The sequence below is a fragment of the Mycobacterium angelicum genome, from assembly GCF_002086155.1.
GTDB classification, from domain to species: Bacteria; Actinomycetota; Actinomycetes; order Mycobacteriales; family Mycobacteriaceae; genus Mycobacterium; species Mycobacterium angelicum.
On the sequence record NZ_MVHE01000001.1, the window covers coordinates 65,564 to 83,518 of the forward strand.

Below are 17,955 nucleotides of genomic sequence, written 5' to 3' on the forward strand. Positions count from 1 at the left end.
TATCTTACTCCGGAGTAAGATACGGTTATTCGCATCGCCCCAACGATGGAGGCCCGCCGACATGACCGACACTTCCGCAAAGCCCTCGCGGGCGCGCAGCACTCGCCCCGCAAAGCCGAGTAGCCAAACCGCGATCGGAATGCAGCCGCACAAACGCACCGGCGTCGACGTGGCCATCGCGCTCATCACGCCGTTCGTCGGCCAGGAGTTCCTGGACAAATACCACCTGCGCGATCCGCTCAATCGCGGCCTGCGTTACGGCACCAAACGGCTGTTCTCCACCACCACCGCGGCGCGCCGTCAGTTCAAACGGGTGCAGAGCCTGCGCGGTGCACCCACCCGGCTGAAGTCCAGCGGCAAGGACTACTTCGACCTGTCGCCCGACGACGACCAGAAGCTGATCGTCGAGACGGTCGACGAATTCGCCGCGGAGGTGCTGCGGCCGGCCGCCCATGACGCCGACGAAGCGGCGACCTACCCGGCCGATCTGATCGCCAGGGCCGCCGAGCTGGGCATCACCGCGATCAACATTCCCGAGGATTTCGACGGCATCGCCGAACACCGCTCCAGCGTGACCAATGTGTTGGTGGCCGAGGCCCTGGCCTATGGCGACATGGGGCTGGCGCTGCCGATTCTGGCCCCCGGCGGAGTGGCGTCGGCACTAACCCATTGGGGCAGCGCCGATCAGCAGGCCACCTACCTGAAAGAGTTTGCCGGCGACAATGTTCCGCAGGCCTGTGTGGCCATCGCCGAACCGCAGCCCTTGTTCGACCCGACGCGGCTCAAGACCACCGCCGTGCGAACCCCGTCCGGCTACCGCCTCGATGGCGTGAAGTCCCTGGTTCCGGCGGCCCTCGATGCGGAGCTGTTCATCGTCGCCGCGCAGCTGAACGGCAAGCCGGCACTGTTCATCGTCGAGTCCGGCGCTGCGGGTTTGACGGTCCGGCCCGACCCGAGCATGGGCATTCGTGCCGCGGCATTGGGTCAGGTTGAGCTGTCCGGGGTTTCGGTACCGCTCGGCGCCCGGCTCGGCGAAGACCAGGCCACTGATGACGACTACTCCGAGGCGATTGCCTTGTCCCGGTTGGGCTGGGCGGCGCTGGCGGTGGGCACCTCGCACGCGGTGCTCGACTACGTCGTCCCCTACGTCAAAGAACGCGAAGCGTTCGGCGAGCCGATCGCCCGGCGCCAGGCCGTCGCCTTCATGTGCGCCAATATCGCCATCGAATTGGACGGGCTGCGGCTGATCACCTGGCGCGGCGCGTCGCGGGCCGAGCAGGGCCTGCCGTTCGCCCGGGAAGCCGCACTGGCCAAGCGGCTGGGGTCCGACAAGGCCATGCAGATCGGTCTGGACGGCGTGCAGCTGCTCGGCGGCCACGGCTACACCAAGGAGCATCCGGTCGAACGCTGGTACCGGGACCTACGGGCCATCGGCGTAGCCGAGGGCGTCGTAGTGATCTAGGTAGTCATCTAGGTAGTTATCTAGGCAGTCATCTAGGCCCGTAATCTCATCCGAGCTGAAAGATCAATCATGGCAATCAATCTGGAGCTCCCGCGCAAGTTGCAGGCGGTCATAGTCAAGACCCATCAGGGCGTCGCGGAGCTGGTCCGGCCGATCGCGCGCAAGTACGACCTGAAGGAACACGCCTACCCCGTCGAGCTCGACACGCTGATCAACATGTTCGAGGGCGCCGCCGAATCGTTCAGCTTCGCCGGAGCCGACACCCTCGGCGACAGCGAGCGCAAAGAGGACAACCACAATGGCGGCAACATGGCCGCGCTGGTGCAAACCCTGGAGGCCTGCTGGGGCGATGTCGCGATGCTGCTGTCCATCCCCTACCAGGGCCTGGGCAACGCCGCGATCTCCGCCGTCGCCACCGACGAACAGCTGGAACGCCTGGGCAAGGTGTGGGCGGCCATGGCCATCACCGAGCCGGGATTCGGATCGGACTCGGCGGCCGTGTCGACCACGGCCACCCTGGACGGCGACGAGTACGTCATCAACGGCGAGAAGATCTTCGTCACCGCAGGTTCGCGCGCCACCCACATCGTGGTGTGGGCCACGCTGGACAAGTCGCAGGGCCGCGCGGCGATCAAGTCGTTCATCGTGCCTCGCGAGCACCCCGGCGTCACCGTCGAACGTCTCGAACACAAGCTCGGCATCAAGGGTTCCGACACCGCGGTGATCCGGTTCGACAATGCCCGCATTCCCAAGGACAACTTGCTGGGTAACCCGGAAATCGAAGTCGGCAAAGGCTTTTCGGGTGTGATGGAGACCTTCGACAACACCCGGCCGATCGTGGCCGCCATGGCCGTCGGAGTCGGCCGCGCCGCGCTCGAGGAGATCCGCAAGATCCTCACCAACGCCGGCGTGGAGATCGACTATGACAAACCGTCGCACGCCCAAAGTGCGCCTGCCGCGGAGTTTTTGCGCATGGAAGCGGACTGGGAGGCCAGCTATCTGCTGTCGCTGCGCGCGGCGTGGCAGGCCGACAACAACATCCCCAACTCCAAGGAAGCGTCGATGAGCAAGGCCAAGGCCGGCCGGATGGCCAGCGACGTCACGCTCAAGTCCGTCGAATTGGCCGGCACCACCGGCTATTCCGAGCAGACGTTGCTGGAGAAGTGGGCCCGCGACTCCAAGATCCTGGACATCTTCGAGGGAACCCAGCAGATTCAGCAGCTGGTCGTCGCCCGGCGGCTACTGGGCCTGTCGTCGGCAGAGCTAAAATAGCCGCACCAGCGATCCGGCCGAGGTGGATCCAAAAGTGTGCACGCGGTAGCCATCTCGCACACTCTTCAGTACCGTCTTGAATAACAGTTCGGGTACCCAGATCCGCCCGAAGTCGCGTGCGCGTCCCACCACCGAGATGGGATCGCTGTCGCGGTAGTAACCGTTGTCGAGGAACAACCGTTCGGGATTGGGCTCGATCAGCTTGAACTCGCTGCCCAGCGCGACGATGGTGTCGTAGGCCTTGCCCATGTGCTTCTCGAAGAACGTCTTGTTCATCAAGTCGCAGACCAGTGTGTGTTCGGGCAGCGCCACCCGCAGTGTTCGCAGCAGGTCGACGGTCTGCTCCCGGGTCAGATACATGAACACGCCTTCGATCACTATCAGGGTCTTAGCCGCAGGGTCGCAGGCGCTCAACGCCTTTCGCAGGTCACCCTTGTCGAACTCGACCGAGATGCGCCGCAGCGGGTTCGGGCAGGTATCCGCCGGTAGCCGAGCGTTCTTGTGTTCGATGACGGCCGGTTCGTCGAACTCGAACCAGCGGCCCCCGGCAATCCGGAAGGCGCGGCTGTCGAAGCCGGCGCCGATGTTGACGACCTGCAGGTCCGGGTGGGCTCTGAGGTGCTGCGCGATTTCGTCTTGAATGATCCGCGACCGCAGCACCGTGCTGACGTTCTGCCGGGCCGACTCGTGAAACCTGTCGAAGATCGCCTGGCCTTCCTCGGTCAGGAAATCCTGAGCGTAGATGTCAGCACACAGCGACTGCGCCGACCGCGCGTCCTCGGCCCGCATACCGCAGCAATAGAATGCGGTTTTCGAGATGGGTGTCAGGTCCGCTGCAACCCTCATGGTGTAAGCCTCTCTCCTCGAATCCTGCTGCGCCACTGTCCTATTCATCATCAGCGTCCGGCCCCCACCAAATCACGCGCCGCGTCGCAAGGCACCGGATCCGTTGCGCCGATGGCTGCTTGCCCGGTGCCCGCGTCGAGAACCGGTTGGGCTTTGGCTTTCGGTGTGACCCGCACGTGTGGCCACCAGAACCAGCGACCGAGCAGGCCCACCAACGCCGGCAGGATGAAGCTGCGCACGACCAAAGTGTCCAGCACCAGCCCCACGCCGATGGTGGTTCCGATTTGCGCCACGTTCAGCACGCTGCTGGTGGCCAACGCGAACATCGTTATGCCGAAGACGAGTCCGGCGGTGGTGACCACTCCACCGGTAGCCGCGAAGGCGCGGATGATGCTGCGGCGCGGCCCGGCCGAACGCTCTTCGCGGATGCGCAACGCCAACAGCAGGTTGTAGTCGGAGCCGACGGCGACGAGCGCACCGAACGTGATCGGTGGTACCGCCCAATGCAATTCATGTCCGAGCAGGTACTGCCAGATCAAGACGCTGGCGCCCAGCGCCGCCGCATAGGAGATGACGACGGTACCGACCACCACCAGCCCGGCGACCGGACTTCTGAGCAGCAGTGCCACGATCGCGAACACCACCACCAGAACCGCGGCCACCAGCAGCAGCATGTCCTGGCGATCCAGCGCCTGCAGATCGCGGGTCGTCGGTCCGACGCCCGCCAACTGGACGGCGGTCGCTTTGAACGTGCCCTCCTTGGTCGCCTCCCGGATGGCGGCCTTGATCGCGTGGGCTCGCTGGACACCATCGGTGCCCCACTCGTGCCCGTCCCCGTAGACCACCAGCACGGTGGCCCGACCGTTGGGCGACACGAAATTCTGCAATACCTCGCGCATCCGCGGGTCGCTCATGGCTTTGCGGGACACGTAGTAGCCGGTGCCGGGGCTGCCGTCGAACGCGCCGGCCAAGTCGTGCAGGTAGCCGGATAGTTCTCGGATCGGTGAGCTGATGCCGTCGATCAGTCGTTGAAAGCCCGACATGGCCGCGCGCGCCCGCTGCAGGGAGCCGGCGACCCCATTGAGCACCTGCGGCAGCTGGGCCAGGCCGGCCTCGGTGGTGGCGGAGCCGTGCGCGAGTTGCCCTGCGCTATCGGTCAATTGCGCCGAGCTTGCCACCACGTCGTCGGCCCACTGCACCAACCCCGCAATGTCGCTGCACAACGGAGTTACTGCGCAATTCGGTATCTGCGCGGTGAAACTCCGCAGTGGATCGAGATTTTGGGAGACGTCGTCAATGGTCCCCTTGAATTTGCCCATCGCGTCATGCATCTGTCCGGCGGCCGAGTTCACCTCCCCCAGTCCGGCGGCGCCGAGTTGCAGACCGTTGCGCAATCCGTCGAGCGCAGTGGCCATTTCGTCGAGTGAGGCGTTGAGTTCGGTGAACGTTGTCTGGCGCGAGGTGATCTGGCTGAGCGCAGCGTCGAGCTGATCGCCGATCTTGCCGGCTTGCGCGGTCAGCGTGGCTTCCTGGGGCACCGCGCCGTCCGGACGGCTGGCCGACTGCACCATCCGCACGCCGGGTATCGCCATGATCGCCTTGGTGATTCGCTCGATTGCGATCAGGCCGGCCGGGTTGCGGACGTCGTGATCGGTTTCGATAGTGACGACGTCGGGCAGCAGCTGGTTGGGGCCGAAGTGACGGTCGGTCGCCTGGTAGCCGCGGTTGGATTCGGCGTCGGCCGGAGTGGCGGCGGCTTCGTCCCAACCGATGCTCATCCCGCACAGCGGAATCGCCATCGCGAGAATCACCGCACCGCTGGTCACCAGGATCGGTCCCGGCCAGCGGGCCACGATGACACCGATCCGCCGCCAGCGCCGCGCTATCGACGAACGTTGGGGCTTGAGCAGATTCCTGCGTTCCGCGAGTGCGATCAGGGCCGGCGTCAGCGTCAGAGCGGCCAGCATGGCGGCGAGAACGCCCACGGCACAGGCGGTTCCGTTGGCGCGAAAGATGCTGATGCGCGCGAAAGCCAGACATCCGAAGGCGGTGGCCACCGTCAGCGCCGACCCGATGATCACCGGCGTCACACCGCGGTAGGCGTCGGGTAACGCCGTGACGGGGGCTGTGGCGGGGCCTGTGCCGACGCTGCGCCGTTCGTGGTAGCGCCCGATCAAGAAGATGGCGAAGTCGGTGCCCGCACCCAGAATCACACCCGCGCTCAACGCGATGGACAGCGGCGAAACCTCGATCAGGTTGGCACCACCGAGCACGGCAAGGATCGGCCGGGCCACCGCGAGCGCCAGGCCCACCGACACCAACGGAACCATTGCGGTGATGAGCGATCGATAGACGATGACCAACAACAGCAGTAGCGCTGCCGTCGTTGCCAGGGTGATGAGTAGCGTCTGGGCATCGATCGCGCCGAACTCGTCCATGATGGTGGCCCCGGGGCCGGTGATGTATACCTGCAGCCCCTCCGGCGGGTGCAGCCGTGAAACGATCCCGCGCATAGCGGTTATCGACGCCCTGGCCGCCGACGTGCCCACCATGCCCGACGGACGCACGACGGCCAGCGCCACGTTGCGGTCCTTGCTCAGCGCCGCATCCGCTGTCGCCGGGGTTCCCCACCAGTCGATGACGTCATTGACGTGTCGGGTATCGCCACGTAGCGCGGTGATCACCTGCCGGTAGAACGCCCGGTCCGCCTCGGTCAGCGGCCCATGGCGTTCCAGCACGACATATTCGATGTTGTCGGTCGCCGGCTCGGAGAACGCCGCCGCCGAGCGTTGCACCGCAACCGAACTCGCGGCGTCGGCCGGCAACAGCACTCCCTCATGGGTGGCCACCACCCGTTCCAGTTGAGGGACAAAGATATTCGCGGCGCCGGCGACCACCAGCCAAGCGCCGACGACCCATAGCGCATGGCGGTGGATGAAGCGTGCAAAGGTGGTCACCACGTCGGCATTCGTCCCGTCTCACATCGCGATCGCGGCGCCGACTTCGGTGGCCAGGCCAACGACTTCGGCTACCAGATCGGCGGTGGTGATCAATTGCTCTTCGGTGTGCTCGGCGGTCACGAAGAACCGCAGCCGCTCCTGGCCCGGACCGACTCCCGGCGATGCCACCGGGCCGACGTAGACGCCGCGTTGCAACAGCAGCGACGAGGCGTAGAGAACCTGGATCTCGCCGGGGACCAGTACCGGACAGATCGGGGTGCCCTCGGAGAAGCCGAGGTCGAGGTTGCGCTCGCGCAGCGCCGAACTGAACAGCTTGGCGTTACTCCACAGCCGGGCGACCCGGTCGGGCTCGCTTTCGAGCACCTCGAGTGCGGCCAGTGCGGCCGCGGCGGCACTCGGTGGCGGACCGACGGTCAGCGTCGTCACCGGAGAGGTGTGCAGGGCCTGAATCAGCTCGGCACTGCCGGCGATGAACCCGCCACAGCTGCCCAGCGCCTTGGACAGGCAACCCATCCAGATGTCCACCGCGTCACCGGGCAGGCCGAAGTGCTCACGCACGCCGTGCCCATGGGCGCCGAACACCCCGATCGAGTGCGCCTCGTCGACCATCACGGCGCAGTCGAATTCGCGTGCCACCGCGGCGAGTGCGGGCAGCTGCCCGACATCGCCGTCCATGCTGTAGTGGCCTTCGATGACGACGAGCACCCGGTCGAAGCGCTCCCGCGACATGCGCAGCACACCACGCAGGGATTCGGCATCGTTGTGGCGGAACGTCATGCTGCGCGCACCCGCCCACCGCGCCCCGGTGATCACGCTGTTGTGGATGAGCGCGTCACAGACGACGGCATCGCGTTCGCTCATGAGGAACCCGATGACCCCGGAGTTCGTCAGGTATCCGCTGGTGGCGATGACGGCCGATTCGACGTCATAGATCTCGGCCAGCTTGCGTTCCAGGTTGGGGTAGATCTCGATCTCGCCGGAGGTGATCCGGCTCGCCGACGCCGAGGCGCCGTACTTGCCCACCGCTTCCTGCACTGCCCCAATCACTTTCGGGTGATGGGCCAGTCCGAGGTAGTTGTAGTTGGAGAAGTTGGTAGTCGCCCCGTAGGGCCCGTCGATGACCGAGGTGTTGAACCCCTGCCGCGGGATGAACAGCGGGTTGGGCATCTTGGTCAGTTTCTCCATGGCCAGTGCGCTCTGGGCGCGTTCCCGGGCCGCCACCACATCCGGTTGGTCGGCGAATCCCCGGCTTTGCCGGCCGGTGCCGCCCGGCCGCGGCTGCGCCGCAGCCGGCGCTGGGACGGGCGACACGGGATCGGCTGCCGGAGTGCTGTTTTCACCGCCTTCGGTGTTGTTGAGTAAGCTGCGCGCGATGTCGCGCGCCGAGGCCACGCTTGCGGTCATGCTGCGGCTCCTGTTCCTGTAGTGATTACCTCTGCGATATGGGAGCCCGCCTGCCGAAGGTCGAAGGTACGTCCCATCTGTAGCGTGGCCAGGTGCACGCCGAGTGCCTGGCTGGCCCTGGCCCCGAATTCGACGGCCATGAGCGAGTCGAGTCCGAGTTCGGTTACCGGCACGTCGATTTCGATCGACTCGGCCGAAACACCCATCACGCCTGCCAGTTGCTCGGCCAGCATGTAGGCGACGACCTCGCCGCGCTTGCCTTCGTCCAGCGCGATCAGGGCGCTACGCAGGCGCTCTCCGGACGAATTCGCCTCGGCGGCAGCCGAAACCAGCGCCGTGGTGCGCAGCAGCTGGCGCAGGTGACCGACCGTCGCGTTCACCTTGGACCAGTTGATCGGGATGATCGCCGCCTGCGTGATGCCCAAGCGCATCGCCGCTTCCAGATAGATGGGGCCGTCGTCCATGTCGATCGGGTCGAAGCCCGCGGCGTTGAGATACCGTGCGGCGGTTTCGTCGGAAGCCATCCCGCCGGCCAGACCGGACATGTGACCCCAGCCGATGCAAATCGCGGTCTGCCCGCGGCGGACGATCTCTTCGGTGAGCGACTGCAACGCGACGTTGGCCGAGGTGTAGCTGTACTGCCCCATGGTGCCCAGCATCGATCCGCCCGAGGAGTAGAAGGCGAACTGGTCGAGCGTGACCCCAACCTCGCTGACGGCGACCCAAAGCGCCCGGGCGCCTTCGACCTTGGCGTCATAGACGCGCCGCAGGCTGTCGAGCTCGAGATCTGCCACCCGCTGGTCGGCAACGGCGCCCGCGGTGTGGAAGATACCGCGCAGCGGACGCTCTGCGGTGTGACTGCGCCGCACCAGAGCGGTCACCGCGGTCTGGTCGGTCACGTCGAGCAGTTCCTCGGTGATCTCGATCCCGGCGGTGCGCCACTGTTCGAGCTGTTTGCGTGCGATCTCGGTGGTGGCACCGCTGCGGCCGACGAGAATAAGGTGCCGGGCCCCGCGCCGGACCAACCAACGTCCGGTCGCCAGCCCGAAGCCGCCGTAGCCGCCGGTGATCAGGTAGGAGGCGTCGGAGTGCGTGACGACCTCCTGCCAGCTGGGCTTCACCGGTGGGACGTCGTCGGTGAGTCGGACCGCCACGCGGCCGGTCCGCTCGGAGCGGAACACCTCCTCGCAGGCCTGGGCCAGCTCTGCGGTGCCGAATACCTGCACCGGCAGCGGCTGGTAGGTCCCGTTGCCGAACTTCTCGCAGATGCTCGTGATCAGGTCGACGAAGCCCAGCGAGTTGTGGGCCAGCATGCGATCCATGTCGATGGAGAAGTAGCCGACGTTCTTGTCGAACGCCGCCAAATCCAATGTGCCGCCCTGATAGATATCGGCTTTGCCGACTTCGATGATCCGCCCGAATTCGGCGACGGCCTCGAAGTTGTGGCGCAGAATCTCGCCCGGGGCACTGCTGATGATCACGTCGGCACCGCGGCCGTTGGTGATTTCGCGAACGTCGTCGACGAAGTTGAGCGAGCGCGAATCGATCACGTGGTCCGCGCCGGCGGCTAGCGCGTACGCGCGCCGCTCGTCGGTGCGGGCGGTGCCGATAACCTCTGCGCCGCGGGCCTTTGCTACCTGAATCGCGGCCGTACCGACGCCGCCGGCAGCGCCGTGGATCAGGACCGTCTCACCCGGCTCCAACCGGGCCAGCGTCAGCAAGGATCGCTCGGCCGTCAGGAACGCGGTGATGCTGGTGCAGTGTTCGGGACCGAAATCGACGGAACCGGTGGGGCCCGAAGGCAAGAGCTTGCCGCACAGGCCCGCTTCGGCCAGGTGGTAACGGGTCAGCATGCCCTTGGCCGCGGTGATGACGACGTCGCCGACTTCCAGCTCGGTGACGTCCGAGCCGACGCGAGTCACCACGCCGACGCCTTCCATGCCCAGTTCGGTGCCGAAATGCGTTGGTGCCAGCTCTCTTTCACCGAGCAGGCCGAGCACCTTGATGGCGTCCTTGTAATTCAAGCCGACGACCTGCATCTGCAGCTCCACCTGGCTGCGTCCCGGCGTCGGGCGCGCGCAGCGCCGCCACCCGAGTTCGGAGATGATCCGCGACTTGGGCACCTCGACGGTGAAGTTGGCCTCCGGGTCGGCGAGCGGCTCGGTCTTGGCCATCGCCTCCAGCCGTTGCGGCAGGGTGCGGGTGATGACCGGCGTGAACCGCAAACCGCTGCGCAGCAGCACTTCGTCGGCATTGTCGTTGGAAAACGCTCCCGGCACTGACAATTCGGTCATCAGGTCGGTCAGCTGCGTATTCGGCTCGACGTCAACCAGACGCCAGCGCAGCCGTGGCTGCTCGCCGACCAGGACGCGGCGCGCCCCGGCCAGCCCGGCGTGGCTGGGGTTGGGTAGCGACACATCGCTGTGGTGAGCGAATGCTCGTTCGGTCACCAGGCTGACGTAGAACGTGTCGTCGCCGGTCGAGCCGTCGCCGAACACCGACTTCTTCTCGGTTTCCGCGCCGTCCTGCTCGTCGAGGAACCTTTCGGTCGCCGTGGCGACCCGTTGCAGCGACCACAAGGCGCCGACGTCGTCCCTGTCATCGCCGATCTCGCCGGCGACAACGCAGACGTGCAACCGCGGCAGATTTGCCGAGATCTCCGAAAGTCGTTGCGGGAGTGCGTCGAACGGGTCGGCTTCGGAATCGACCACGTTGGTGCAGTCGTAGTAGATGCCGTGCGGCAGAGCGTCGGCCAGCTCACGGGCCAGCCGGTGCGGCCGGTCGCCGATCGCGACCACCAGGGTGGCGGTCTGATCGGCGGGCGTGAGCATGTCCGGACTCAGTTGCTCACGAAGATCCCACACCTCCTCGTAGAACAGCGGGTCCATGTGGTCGAGCGGGCCGCGCCCCGGGGTGATGGAGCCGAATCGAACACCGACGAGCTGCAGGCATGCGCTTTCGTCGGAGTCCAGCACGACGATATCGGCGCACATCGGGTCACTCTCGTGGCGCCGGGCGATCACCGTGACGTCATCGGAGAGCGGGCCGAAGGCACGGATCGCCTGCACCGCGATGGGGACGACGGTGCCGTGCGTGCGACCGACCGCCTGGTCGATGAGCGGGGCGACGACTTGCAGCGCCGCGTCGATGACACAGGGATGAGCGAAGTGTCGCGTCACGTCCGAGTCCGGCCGGGCGTCCACAGTGGCGACCGCCTCGGTGGCGCTCGCATGTAGCGAGGTGATGCGCTGGAAGTTCGGGCCGGTGGTCAGGCCGCGGGTGCCCAGCACCGCATACAGCGCCGCCGGCAGGATCTCGGTCATCTCCCGGGTATTGGGAACGGGATGCTTTGTGACGAGGTACGTTCCGTCCACCAGCCGGCCGGTGGCGTGCACGGTCCACGCCGTGTTGGCCGCGGCGCGCGAGCGGATGGTGAAGCGGCGGCTCGCCTCGTCGAACTCGGTGCGCATCACCGTGCCGTCGGCGGGATCGACGATGAGCGGCGCGACGAAGCGAACATCTTCGGCGGTCACCGAGGTGCTGCCGGTACGCATCGCCGCGGCACTGAGCGCGGCATCCAGATATGCCGCACCCGGGATGAGGCACGCGCCGTTGACGACGTGATCGGCCAGCCACGGCAGAGTTTGCCCGCTGACCCGCAGCTGCCAGGCCAACCGGTCATAGAGGTCGGGGTCACCCAGCATCGAATAGCCCTCGCGGGAGCCGTACTTGGCCTGGGTGTGTTCGGGCAGCTCTTGGTGCAAGCGTTGCCGCTGCCACGGGTAACGCGGAAGTGCCAGGTGCCCAGCGGGTTTGGTGAACGTGCCGGACAGGTCGAGCGCTCCGGCGGCATACAACCCGGAGATCGTCTGTCGCACGCTTTCGGCGTCGGGCCGCTTGCGGTCCAGCGTCGAAACGGTGGTGCCGGACTCCCCGTCCGCAAGCAGGGTCTCGCGGATGTTCGCCGAAAGGACGGGGTGCGGGCCGACCTCGATGAAGATGCGATGCCCCGCCCGAACGAGTGTCTTCACCGCGTCGGCGAATCGCACGGGCTGGCGCACGTTGTCGCACCAATAGTCGGCGTCCCAATTGGTCGCGGCGGCCCCGGTGACGGTCGAGTACAGCGGAAGGTGTGGTTGTCCGGGCGTGATGTCGGCCAGCACGGACCGCAGCTCGTCCAGGATGGGGTCCATCCGGCGACTGTGATAGGGCACCTCGACGCGCAGTATGCGGGCGAATACGCCACGCTCGCTGAGGGTTTCGCAAAGGGCTTCCAGCTCGCCGGGATCGCCGGCCACGGTCACCGAGGACGGGCTGTTGATGGCCGCGACATCGATCTCGGGGTAGTCGGCCAGCAGCGGCCGGACGTCGTCGACCGGCAAGCCGATCGCGAGCATGCCGCCGGTTCCGGCCGTCGTAGCCTGCAGTCTGCCGCGGTGGTGCGACACCACCAGAGCGTCGCGCAACGACAGCATGCCGGACACATAGGCCGCGGAGACCTCGCCCACACTGTGTCCGACCACGATGTCCGGAGTGATTCCGAACGTGGCGAGTTCGTGCGTCAGCGCCACCTGGATGAGGAAGTTCGCCGGCTGGGCAAACTCGGTGGAGGCGATCTTCGACTCTTCCTCGGAGCGCAACAGCTCCTCGATGATCGACCATCCGGCGATGTCTTTGAAGACGGTGTCGATGCGGGCGGCTTCGGATGCGAACGCACCGCCCGCGTTCAGCAGATCGCGGCCCATGGCCCACCACTGGGGGCCCATGCCGGAGAACACGAACACCGAGCCGGCGCAGCGGCCCACCACCGTGCCGACCGCGGCCGAGCCCGCTGCGAGCTTGCGCAGCTGCTCGGTGAGGTCCACCGGATCGGCGAAGGATATGCCGGCGCGATAGCGGTGGTGCGCCCGTCGCGTCCACGCCGCGGCAAGCAGGTGATCGGGATCCGTGCTGGATTCCAGTAGGTCGGCATACGCGCCGGCCAGCTCGCGTACCGCCCCCTCGCTGCGCGCCGAAACGGGAAATACGTTGACGTCGAGTTGCTTTGGCACCTGCGGGAGCGCCGTCTGGGTGGCCGCCTGCGGCTCGGCCAGGATCGCGTGTGCGTTGGTACCGCCGTATCCGAAGCCGTTGATGGCAACCGCCATCCGGTCGACCTCGGCACCCACTTCCCGGGCTTCGAGCTGGATGGCGACGCGCAATTCATCGAATGGAATATCGGGGTTGGGGTCCTCGAACCAGCCTTGGGGCGGCAGCGTCCGGTGGTACACCGCCAGTGCCCCCTTGATGACGCTGGCGACGCCGGCGGCCGCTTCGGTGTGACCGATCGTCGACTTCACCGATCCCACGGGCAGAAGTTCGGTGCGGCCCTCGACGGCGCCGTACACGCGGCCGAGCGCACGCAGCTCCACCGGGTCGCCGACCGGTGTTCCGGTGCCGTGCGCCTCCACATAGGTGACCTGATGCGCAGCGATACCGGAGCGCTCGCACACCGACCGCGCCAGTGCCTCTTGGGAATCCAGGCTGGGCACGGTGATCGCGGTGGTGCGTCCGTCCTGATTGGAACCGGTTGCCTCGACCACGGCGTAGATGCGGTCGCCGTCACGCACGGCGTCTTCCAGCCTGCGCAGCAGAACCATGCCGGCTCCCTCGCCACGGCCATAGCCGTCGGCCGAGGCCGAGAACGACTTGCAGCGGCCGTCGGTGGCCAGGAAGCCGCCCTTGCACATCGTGACGAAGGTCTCCGGCTGCAGCATCATGTTGACGCCACCGACCAGAGCCATGTCGCAGTCGCCGTTGATAATCCCTTGTGTCCCAAGGTGGAATGCGACCAGCGACGAGGAGCAGGCGGTGTCGACGGTCAGCGCCGGCCCTTTGAGGTTGAGGGCGTAGGCGAGCCGGTTCGACAGCATGGTGAACGAGGCACTCGCCGCGGAGTGCATGTTGACGTGGGCCAGCGCCGCGCCGGACACCGCGTTGATGACGTGGTCGGTGGTGAACGCGCCGACGTAGACGCCGACGGACTGACCCGATACTCGACCGGCGACGCCGGCATCGTCGAGCGCCTCCCAGGCCACTTCCATGATCATCCGCTGCTGGGGGTCCAGGGTGGTTCCTTCGCGCGGTGATATGCCGAAGAAGTCCGGATCGAACTGCCAGGGGTCGCATTCGAGGAACGCGGCGCGCTTGGTGTACATCCGCTCGGCCGCACGCTTGTCCGGGTCGTAGTGACGGCGGTAATCCCACCGTTCGGCCGGTATGTCCACCACACCGTCGCCTTTGTTAACTACGAAGTCCCAAAACGACTGCGCAGAATCGATTCCGCCGGCGTACCGGCACCCGATCCCCACGATTGCAACACGACTCACTGCACCTGCTCCTAGATAAATTGGTACGCAACAAGGCTTTTGGTATGACTTTGGCGCAGCACGCCATCGCCGACATTTCGCTGCTGAGGAAGCGCGATCGCGGCGCCGGACAAACCGGCGCGCAGATGGCACGTTGCTGATCACAAACTGTATTACCGCGTGCAATCATTGCACGTAATAACAGTTGCCTATGTAATCGTTCGGTTGATTATGATATGCGGCGCGCAGCCAGAGCGCAAGAGCCTATTTATGACCTGGGCGAAAAATGTGCATATTCACCTGAATGTGCAGCCTCGCAATTGCCCGGCCGAAAGCGCCAATCGTCGCCGCCGCCACATGTAATGCCTTGCCGGTCAATGGAATACGCGAGGCGACCGGCGCCGCGTGCGGCGCGCGACACACGCGCGCCGTCCGACCAGTGCAGAAAAAAGACGCGACAAAACAACCAATACGGCCGCACCCGGCCGCAGTGGTACGCGTCGCTATCCAGCCACCGCAGTGTCGGCGATCACTGCATCGACCGGCTCGAAGACGAAGACGTAGCGGGCGCCGCCACGCTTCAGGTAGGTGTCGTGCGCGGGCCACATCTCGACAAGTTTCGGCATGTTGCGTTCGATCTCGTCGCCCGTGGCAAGCCGGGCCAGGTAGCGCTTGGCGCTACCCGCGATATCGATATCCGCTGCGGGGTTGGCGAACAGGTTCTTGGGCCAACTGCTCGCCGTTTCCAAACCGAGGTTCTCGCAGGCCGCGACCAGGTTCTGGCCATCGGGCACGTAGAACACCGGAACCGTGCGCCGCTTGCCGGTCTTCCTCCCGGTTGTGGTCAGCAGCATCGTCGTCAGCGCGGGACCCATCAACGACAGCCGCCCCCGGCTGAGGCGAATCAATGCGCGGTCCAACTTCGAGGCGATGTGCTTGACGTATTTCGCGAACCAAAGCTGATGGCCGAGTCGGCGCATCGACCGGACGTACAGGACATACAGCATATGAACTCATCTCATTTCAGTTTCGGCTATCGCCGGGCTCGCCCAACTCAATAGGGCGGTGCCGCTTCGCAACCCGGCAGAAAACTCGCTTACGCGAGCGGAAGCAGAATCATGCTCGCTAGCAACTATTGCCATACGAATGAATCAACTGTTCATATCCTAGGCGGCGATGCGCTCAAGCGCAAGCAACCGGTTCAGTCCACCACTCCGTCGTGCAGGTGCGCGAAAAGTTCGGTGTTGCGGGTGTAGTCGACCGGCACGTCGATCACGGTGACGCCGGGTTCGGTAAGCGACCGTTGCAGCGCGTCCCCGAATTCGTCCATGCTGCCGACCCGAACTCCCTTGGCGCCGAACGCCGCCGCATAGTGCACGATGTCGTAGTCGCCAAGCGCAACGCCCGAGGTGCGCCCATACTTGAGCAGCTGCTGAAAAGCCACCATGTCGTAGGCGTTGTCGCGCAGGATGACGTGGGTGAAGTTGAGTCCCAGGCGGGTGGCCGTCTCCAATTCCTGTGCGCTGAAGAGGAATCCGCCGTCGCCGGAGATCGAGACCACTTGAGTTCCGGGGCGCACCATCGCGGCGGCCATCGCCCAGGGCAACGCCACACCAAGGGTCTGTTGTCCGTCGGAGAACAGCAGCCGCCGCGGTTCGTAGACGCGGAAATGGCGCGCCATATAGATGTAGTGCGAGCCCACATCGCAGGCGATGGTGGCGTCGTCGCGCACCGCGTCACGAATCTTGAGCACGAGTGCCGCCGGCGCTAACGCGTGCTCCCGGTCCGGGTGCGCCCGCGCGTCGTCATCGATGCGGCGCAGCGCCGCACGCTGCTCGGCGACCGCGGCGCCGGCCTCCCCCGACAACCGCAGCCCCGATACGAGGCGGGTCAGCTCGGCAAGGGTGGCCGCGATGTCGCCGCGCAGCTCACACGCCGGCTGGTAGTGGTTGTCGACGTCGGCGGGCACCTCGTCGATATGGATCAGCGTCCGGCCCGGATCGCTGTTCCATAGCCGGGGGTCGTATTCGACGGGGTCGAAGCCCACGGTCACCAGGACATCGGCATGCTGGATCAACACGTCACCGGGTTGGTTGCGAAACAGGCCGACGCGCCCCAGGAAGTGGTCCTCGAGCTCGCGTGACACCAGCCCGGCGGCCTGGAACGTCTCCACCACCGGCAGGTCGGTCGCCGCGAGCAGCTCGCGCAATTGCGCACACGGCGCCGGCTCACCGGCGCGCACCCCGACGAACAGCACCGGATGTTTCGCGGCGCGAATCAGGTTGGCCGCCTGGGTAATCGACTCCAGCGGCGCGGCACCCAGTGGTGGTACCGGAGCCGGGCGCACTATTGCCGTCGCCGTCGTCGCGGCGGATACGTCGGCGGGCAGTACCACCGCCGCGGCACCGCGCGGCACCGTCGTCGCGGTGCGGATCGCGTTGGCGACGGCTTCGGGGACGTTGTCGGGATCGTTGACTTCACCGGTGTACTTGGTGAATGGCCGCAGCGCTGCGCAGGCATCCATGGACTGGTGGGTGCGCTTGAGCCGGTCGGCGCGGGCCACCGCGCCGCAGATCGCGATCATCGGGTCCTGCTCGGTGGTTGCCGTCACCAGGCCAGTGGCCAAATTGGTGGTGCCCGGTCCCGACGTCACCAGCGCGGCTCCCGGAATCCCGGTCAGCCGCCCGACCGCGGCCGCCATGAACGCCGCGTTCTGTTCATGGCGGCACACCACCAGCTCGATGTCGCTATCGAGCAGCGCGTCGAAAACGGCGTCGATCTTGGCCCCGGGAACGCCGAACACGTGCCGAATCCCGTAGGCGCGCAGCGTCTCCACCACTCGCTGAGCCGAGCGCACACTCATCGTCTAGCCACCCTCGGTCTGCCGGATCTGGCCGTCCAGATCGTCATGGTCAAGTTCGGCGCCGAGAAACTGCGCCGTGCGCTGCAGGCTCAGGTGCAATTCGGAACGAATGCCGATCTCGACGGTTCCACTGACCAGCCGGTAGTCGAGGGTGTGTCCGCCGTGACGCCGGTCGGTGTCGATGAAGTGCGAGTGGTAGCCCGCCACCGCGATGCCTTGTTCGTAATCGGGCATCCGGAACCCGGCCAGCGTTCCGCTCACGTCGGTGAACGTCACCTCCTGCTGGTCCTGGGTGGCCTCGGTGAACGGCCGGTACGGCGGATGCTGCTCGGCGACGGTGCGGGTGTGGATGCTGCTGAACTGACCCGTAACCCGCACGGCCACCATGAGATTGGTGCTCTCCAACGTCTGGTCGATGAGGGCCTTGAGCGCCGCGCGATCACACGGTGCCGAGATTTCGATCCGGCGGTCGGGCCGAAACCAGGTGACCGCGGCGAACGGTGTGCGTTCCTCGGGGTCGGCGATCGTCGCGCTCCCGTCGCTGCGCAGCTGGTAGCAGACTCCGTCGAGAACCAGCATTTCGCCGTCGAGGCAGTTGAAGGTGCCCAGGCCGAAATCGCCGTGGCGCAACAGCTCCCGGATCGTGACGTCGCCCTCGTACACGCCACTGAGCAGCGCGCCCATGGTCGACGTCTGGTAGATCTCACGTCCGCGGCGATGGGTCAGGATCGCGTGCGCCCACCGGCGAAAACCGGCGAGTTCGTGGGGCTCGAACGCGGGCAACTCGGGCCTCCTTCGGTG

9 protein-coding genes are annotated in these 17,955 nt (G+C 66.1%); 2 read left to right on the forward strand and 7 right to left on the reverse strand.

Features of this window, described 5'->3' with window-relative positions:
• Nucleotides 1-61: 61 nt before the first annotated feature.
• Nucleotides 62-1,462 carry an acyl-CoA dehydrogenase family protein gene (locus BST12_RS00345; protein ID WP_083111006.1) on the forward strand — a complete coding sequence of 467 codons (1,401 nt, stop codon included), beginning with the start codon at nucleotides 62-64 and terminating at the stop codon, nucleotides 1,460-1,462.
• Nucleotides 1,463-1,531: 69 nt separating this feature from the next.
• The gene (locus tag BST12_RS00350) at nucleotides 1,532-2,734 is read left to right on the forward strand and encodes an acyl-CoA dehydrogenase family protein (RefSeq protein ID WP_083111007.1); all 1,203 of its coding nucleotides are present in this window, start codon (nucleotides 1,532-1,534) and stop codon (nucleotides 2,732-2,734) included.
• Here the strand turns inward: BST12_RS00350 and BST12_RS00355 are convergent.
• The 7 genes from BST12_RS00355 to budA all read right to left on the reverse strand — a co-directional run bounded on the left by BST12_RS00355 (nucleotide 2,726) and on the right by budA (nucleotide 17,937).
• Nucleotides 2,726-3,580, reverse strand: coding sequence for a class I SAM-dependent methyltransferase (locus tag BST12_RS00355; protein WP_170062028.1), 855 nt, complete (start codon nucleotides 3,578-3,580; stop codon nucleotides 2,726-2,728). The genes BST12_RS00350 and BST12_RS00355 overlap by 9 nt on opposite strands.
• A gap of 50 nt (nucleotides 3,581-3,630) precedes the next feature.
• On the reverse strand, nucleotides 3,631-6,537 hold the full coding sequence (locus tag BST12_RS00360) for an MMPL/RND family transporter (protein ID WP_083111210.1): 2,907 nt from the start codon (nucleotides 6,535-6,537) through the stop codon (nucleotides 3,631-3,633).
• 21 nt (nucleotides 6,538-6,558) lie between these two features.
• Entirely contained in the window at nucleotides 6,559-7,944 is a 1,386-nt protein-coding gene (locus BST12_RS00365) for an aminotransferase class I/II-fold pyridoxal phosphate-dependent enzyme (protein WP_083111009.1), read from the reverse strand.
• Complete coding sequence (locus BST12_RS00370) at nucleotides 7,941-14,312, reverse strand: type I polyketide synthase (protein WP_083111010.1); 6,372 nt, start codon at nucleotides 14,310-14,312, stop codon at nucleotides 7,941-7,943. The genes BST12_RS00365 and BST12_RS00370 overlap by 4 nt, the downstream gene beginning before the upstream one ends.
• 482 nt (nucleotides 14,313-14,794) lie before the next feature.
• Nucleotides 14,795-15,298 carry a nitroreductase/quinone reductase family protein gene (locus tag BST12_RS00375; RefSeq protein ID WP_083111011.1) on the reverse strand — a complete coding sequence of 168 codons (504 nt, stop codon included), beginning with the start codon at nucleotides 15,296-15,298 and terminating at the stop codon, nucleotides 14,795-14,797.
• 194 nt (nucleotides 15,299-15,492) lie between these two features.
• Nucleotides 15,493-17,154, reverse strand: a complete 1,662-nt coding sequence (gene alsS, locus BST12_RS00380; RefSeq protein WP_083111012.1) for an acetolactate synthase AlsS — start codon at nucleotides 17,152-17,154, stop codon at nucleotides 15,493-15,495.
• 3 nt (nucleotides 17,155-17,157) lie between these two features.
• Nucleotides 17,158-17,937, reverse strand: coding sequence for an acetolactate decarboxylase (gene budA / locus BST12_RS00385; protein WP_083111013.1), 780 nt, complete (start codon nucleotides 17,935-17,937; stop codon nucleotides 17,158-17,160).
• Nucleotides 17,938-17,955 lie beyond the last annotated feature (18 nt).

Excerpts from the sequence above, each read along its gene's own strand:
- BST12_RS00345 (WP_083111006.1), top strand. The coding sequence starts at position 62 with ATGACCGACACTTCCGCAAAGCCCTCGCGGGCGCGCAGCACTCGCCCC.
- BST12_RS00350 (WP_083111007.1), top strand. The coding sequence starts at position 1,532 with ATGGCAATCAATCTGGAGCTCCCGCGCAAGTTGCAGGCGGTCATAGTC.
- BST12_RS00355 (WP_170062028.1), bottom strand. The coding sequence starts at position 3,580 with ATGAGGGTTGCAGCGGACCTGACACCCATCTCGAAAACCGCATTCTAT.
- BST12_RS00365 (WP_083111009.1), bottom strand. The coding sequence starts at position 7,944 with ATGACCGCAAGCGTGGCCTCGGCGCGCGACATCGCGCGCAGCTTACTC.
- BST12_RS00375 (WP_083111011.1), bottom strand. The coding sequence starts at position 15,298 with ATGCTGTATGTCCTGTACGTCCGGTCGATGCGCCGACTCGGCCATCAG.
- alsS (WP_083111012.1), bottom strand. The coding sequence starts at position 17,154 with ATGAGTGTGCGCTCGGCTCAGCGAGTGGTGGAGACGCTGCGCGCCTAC.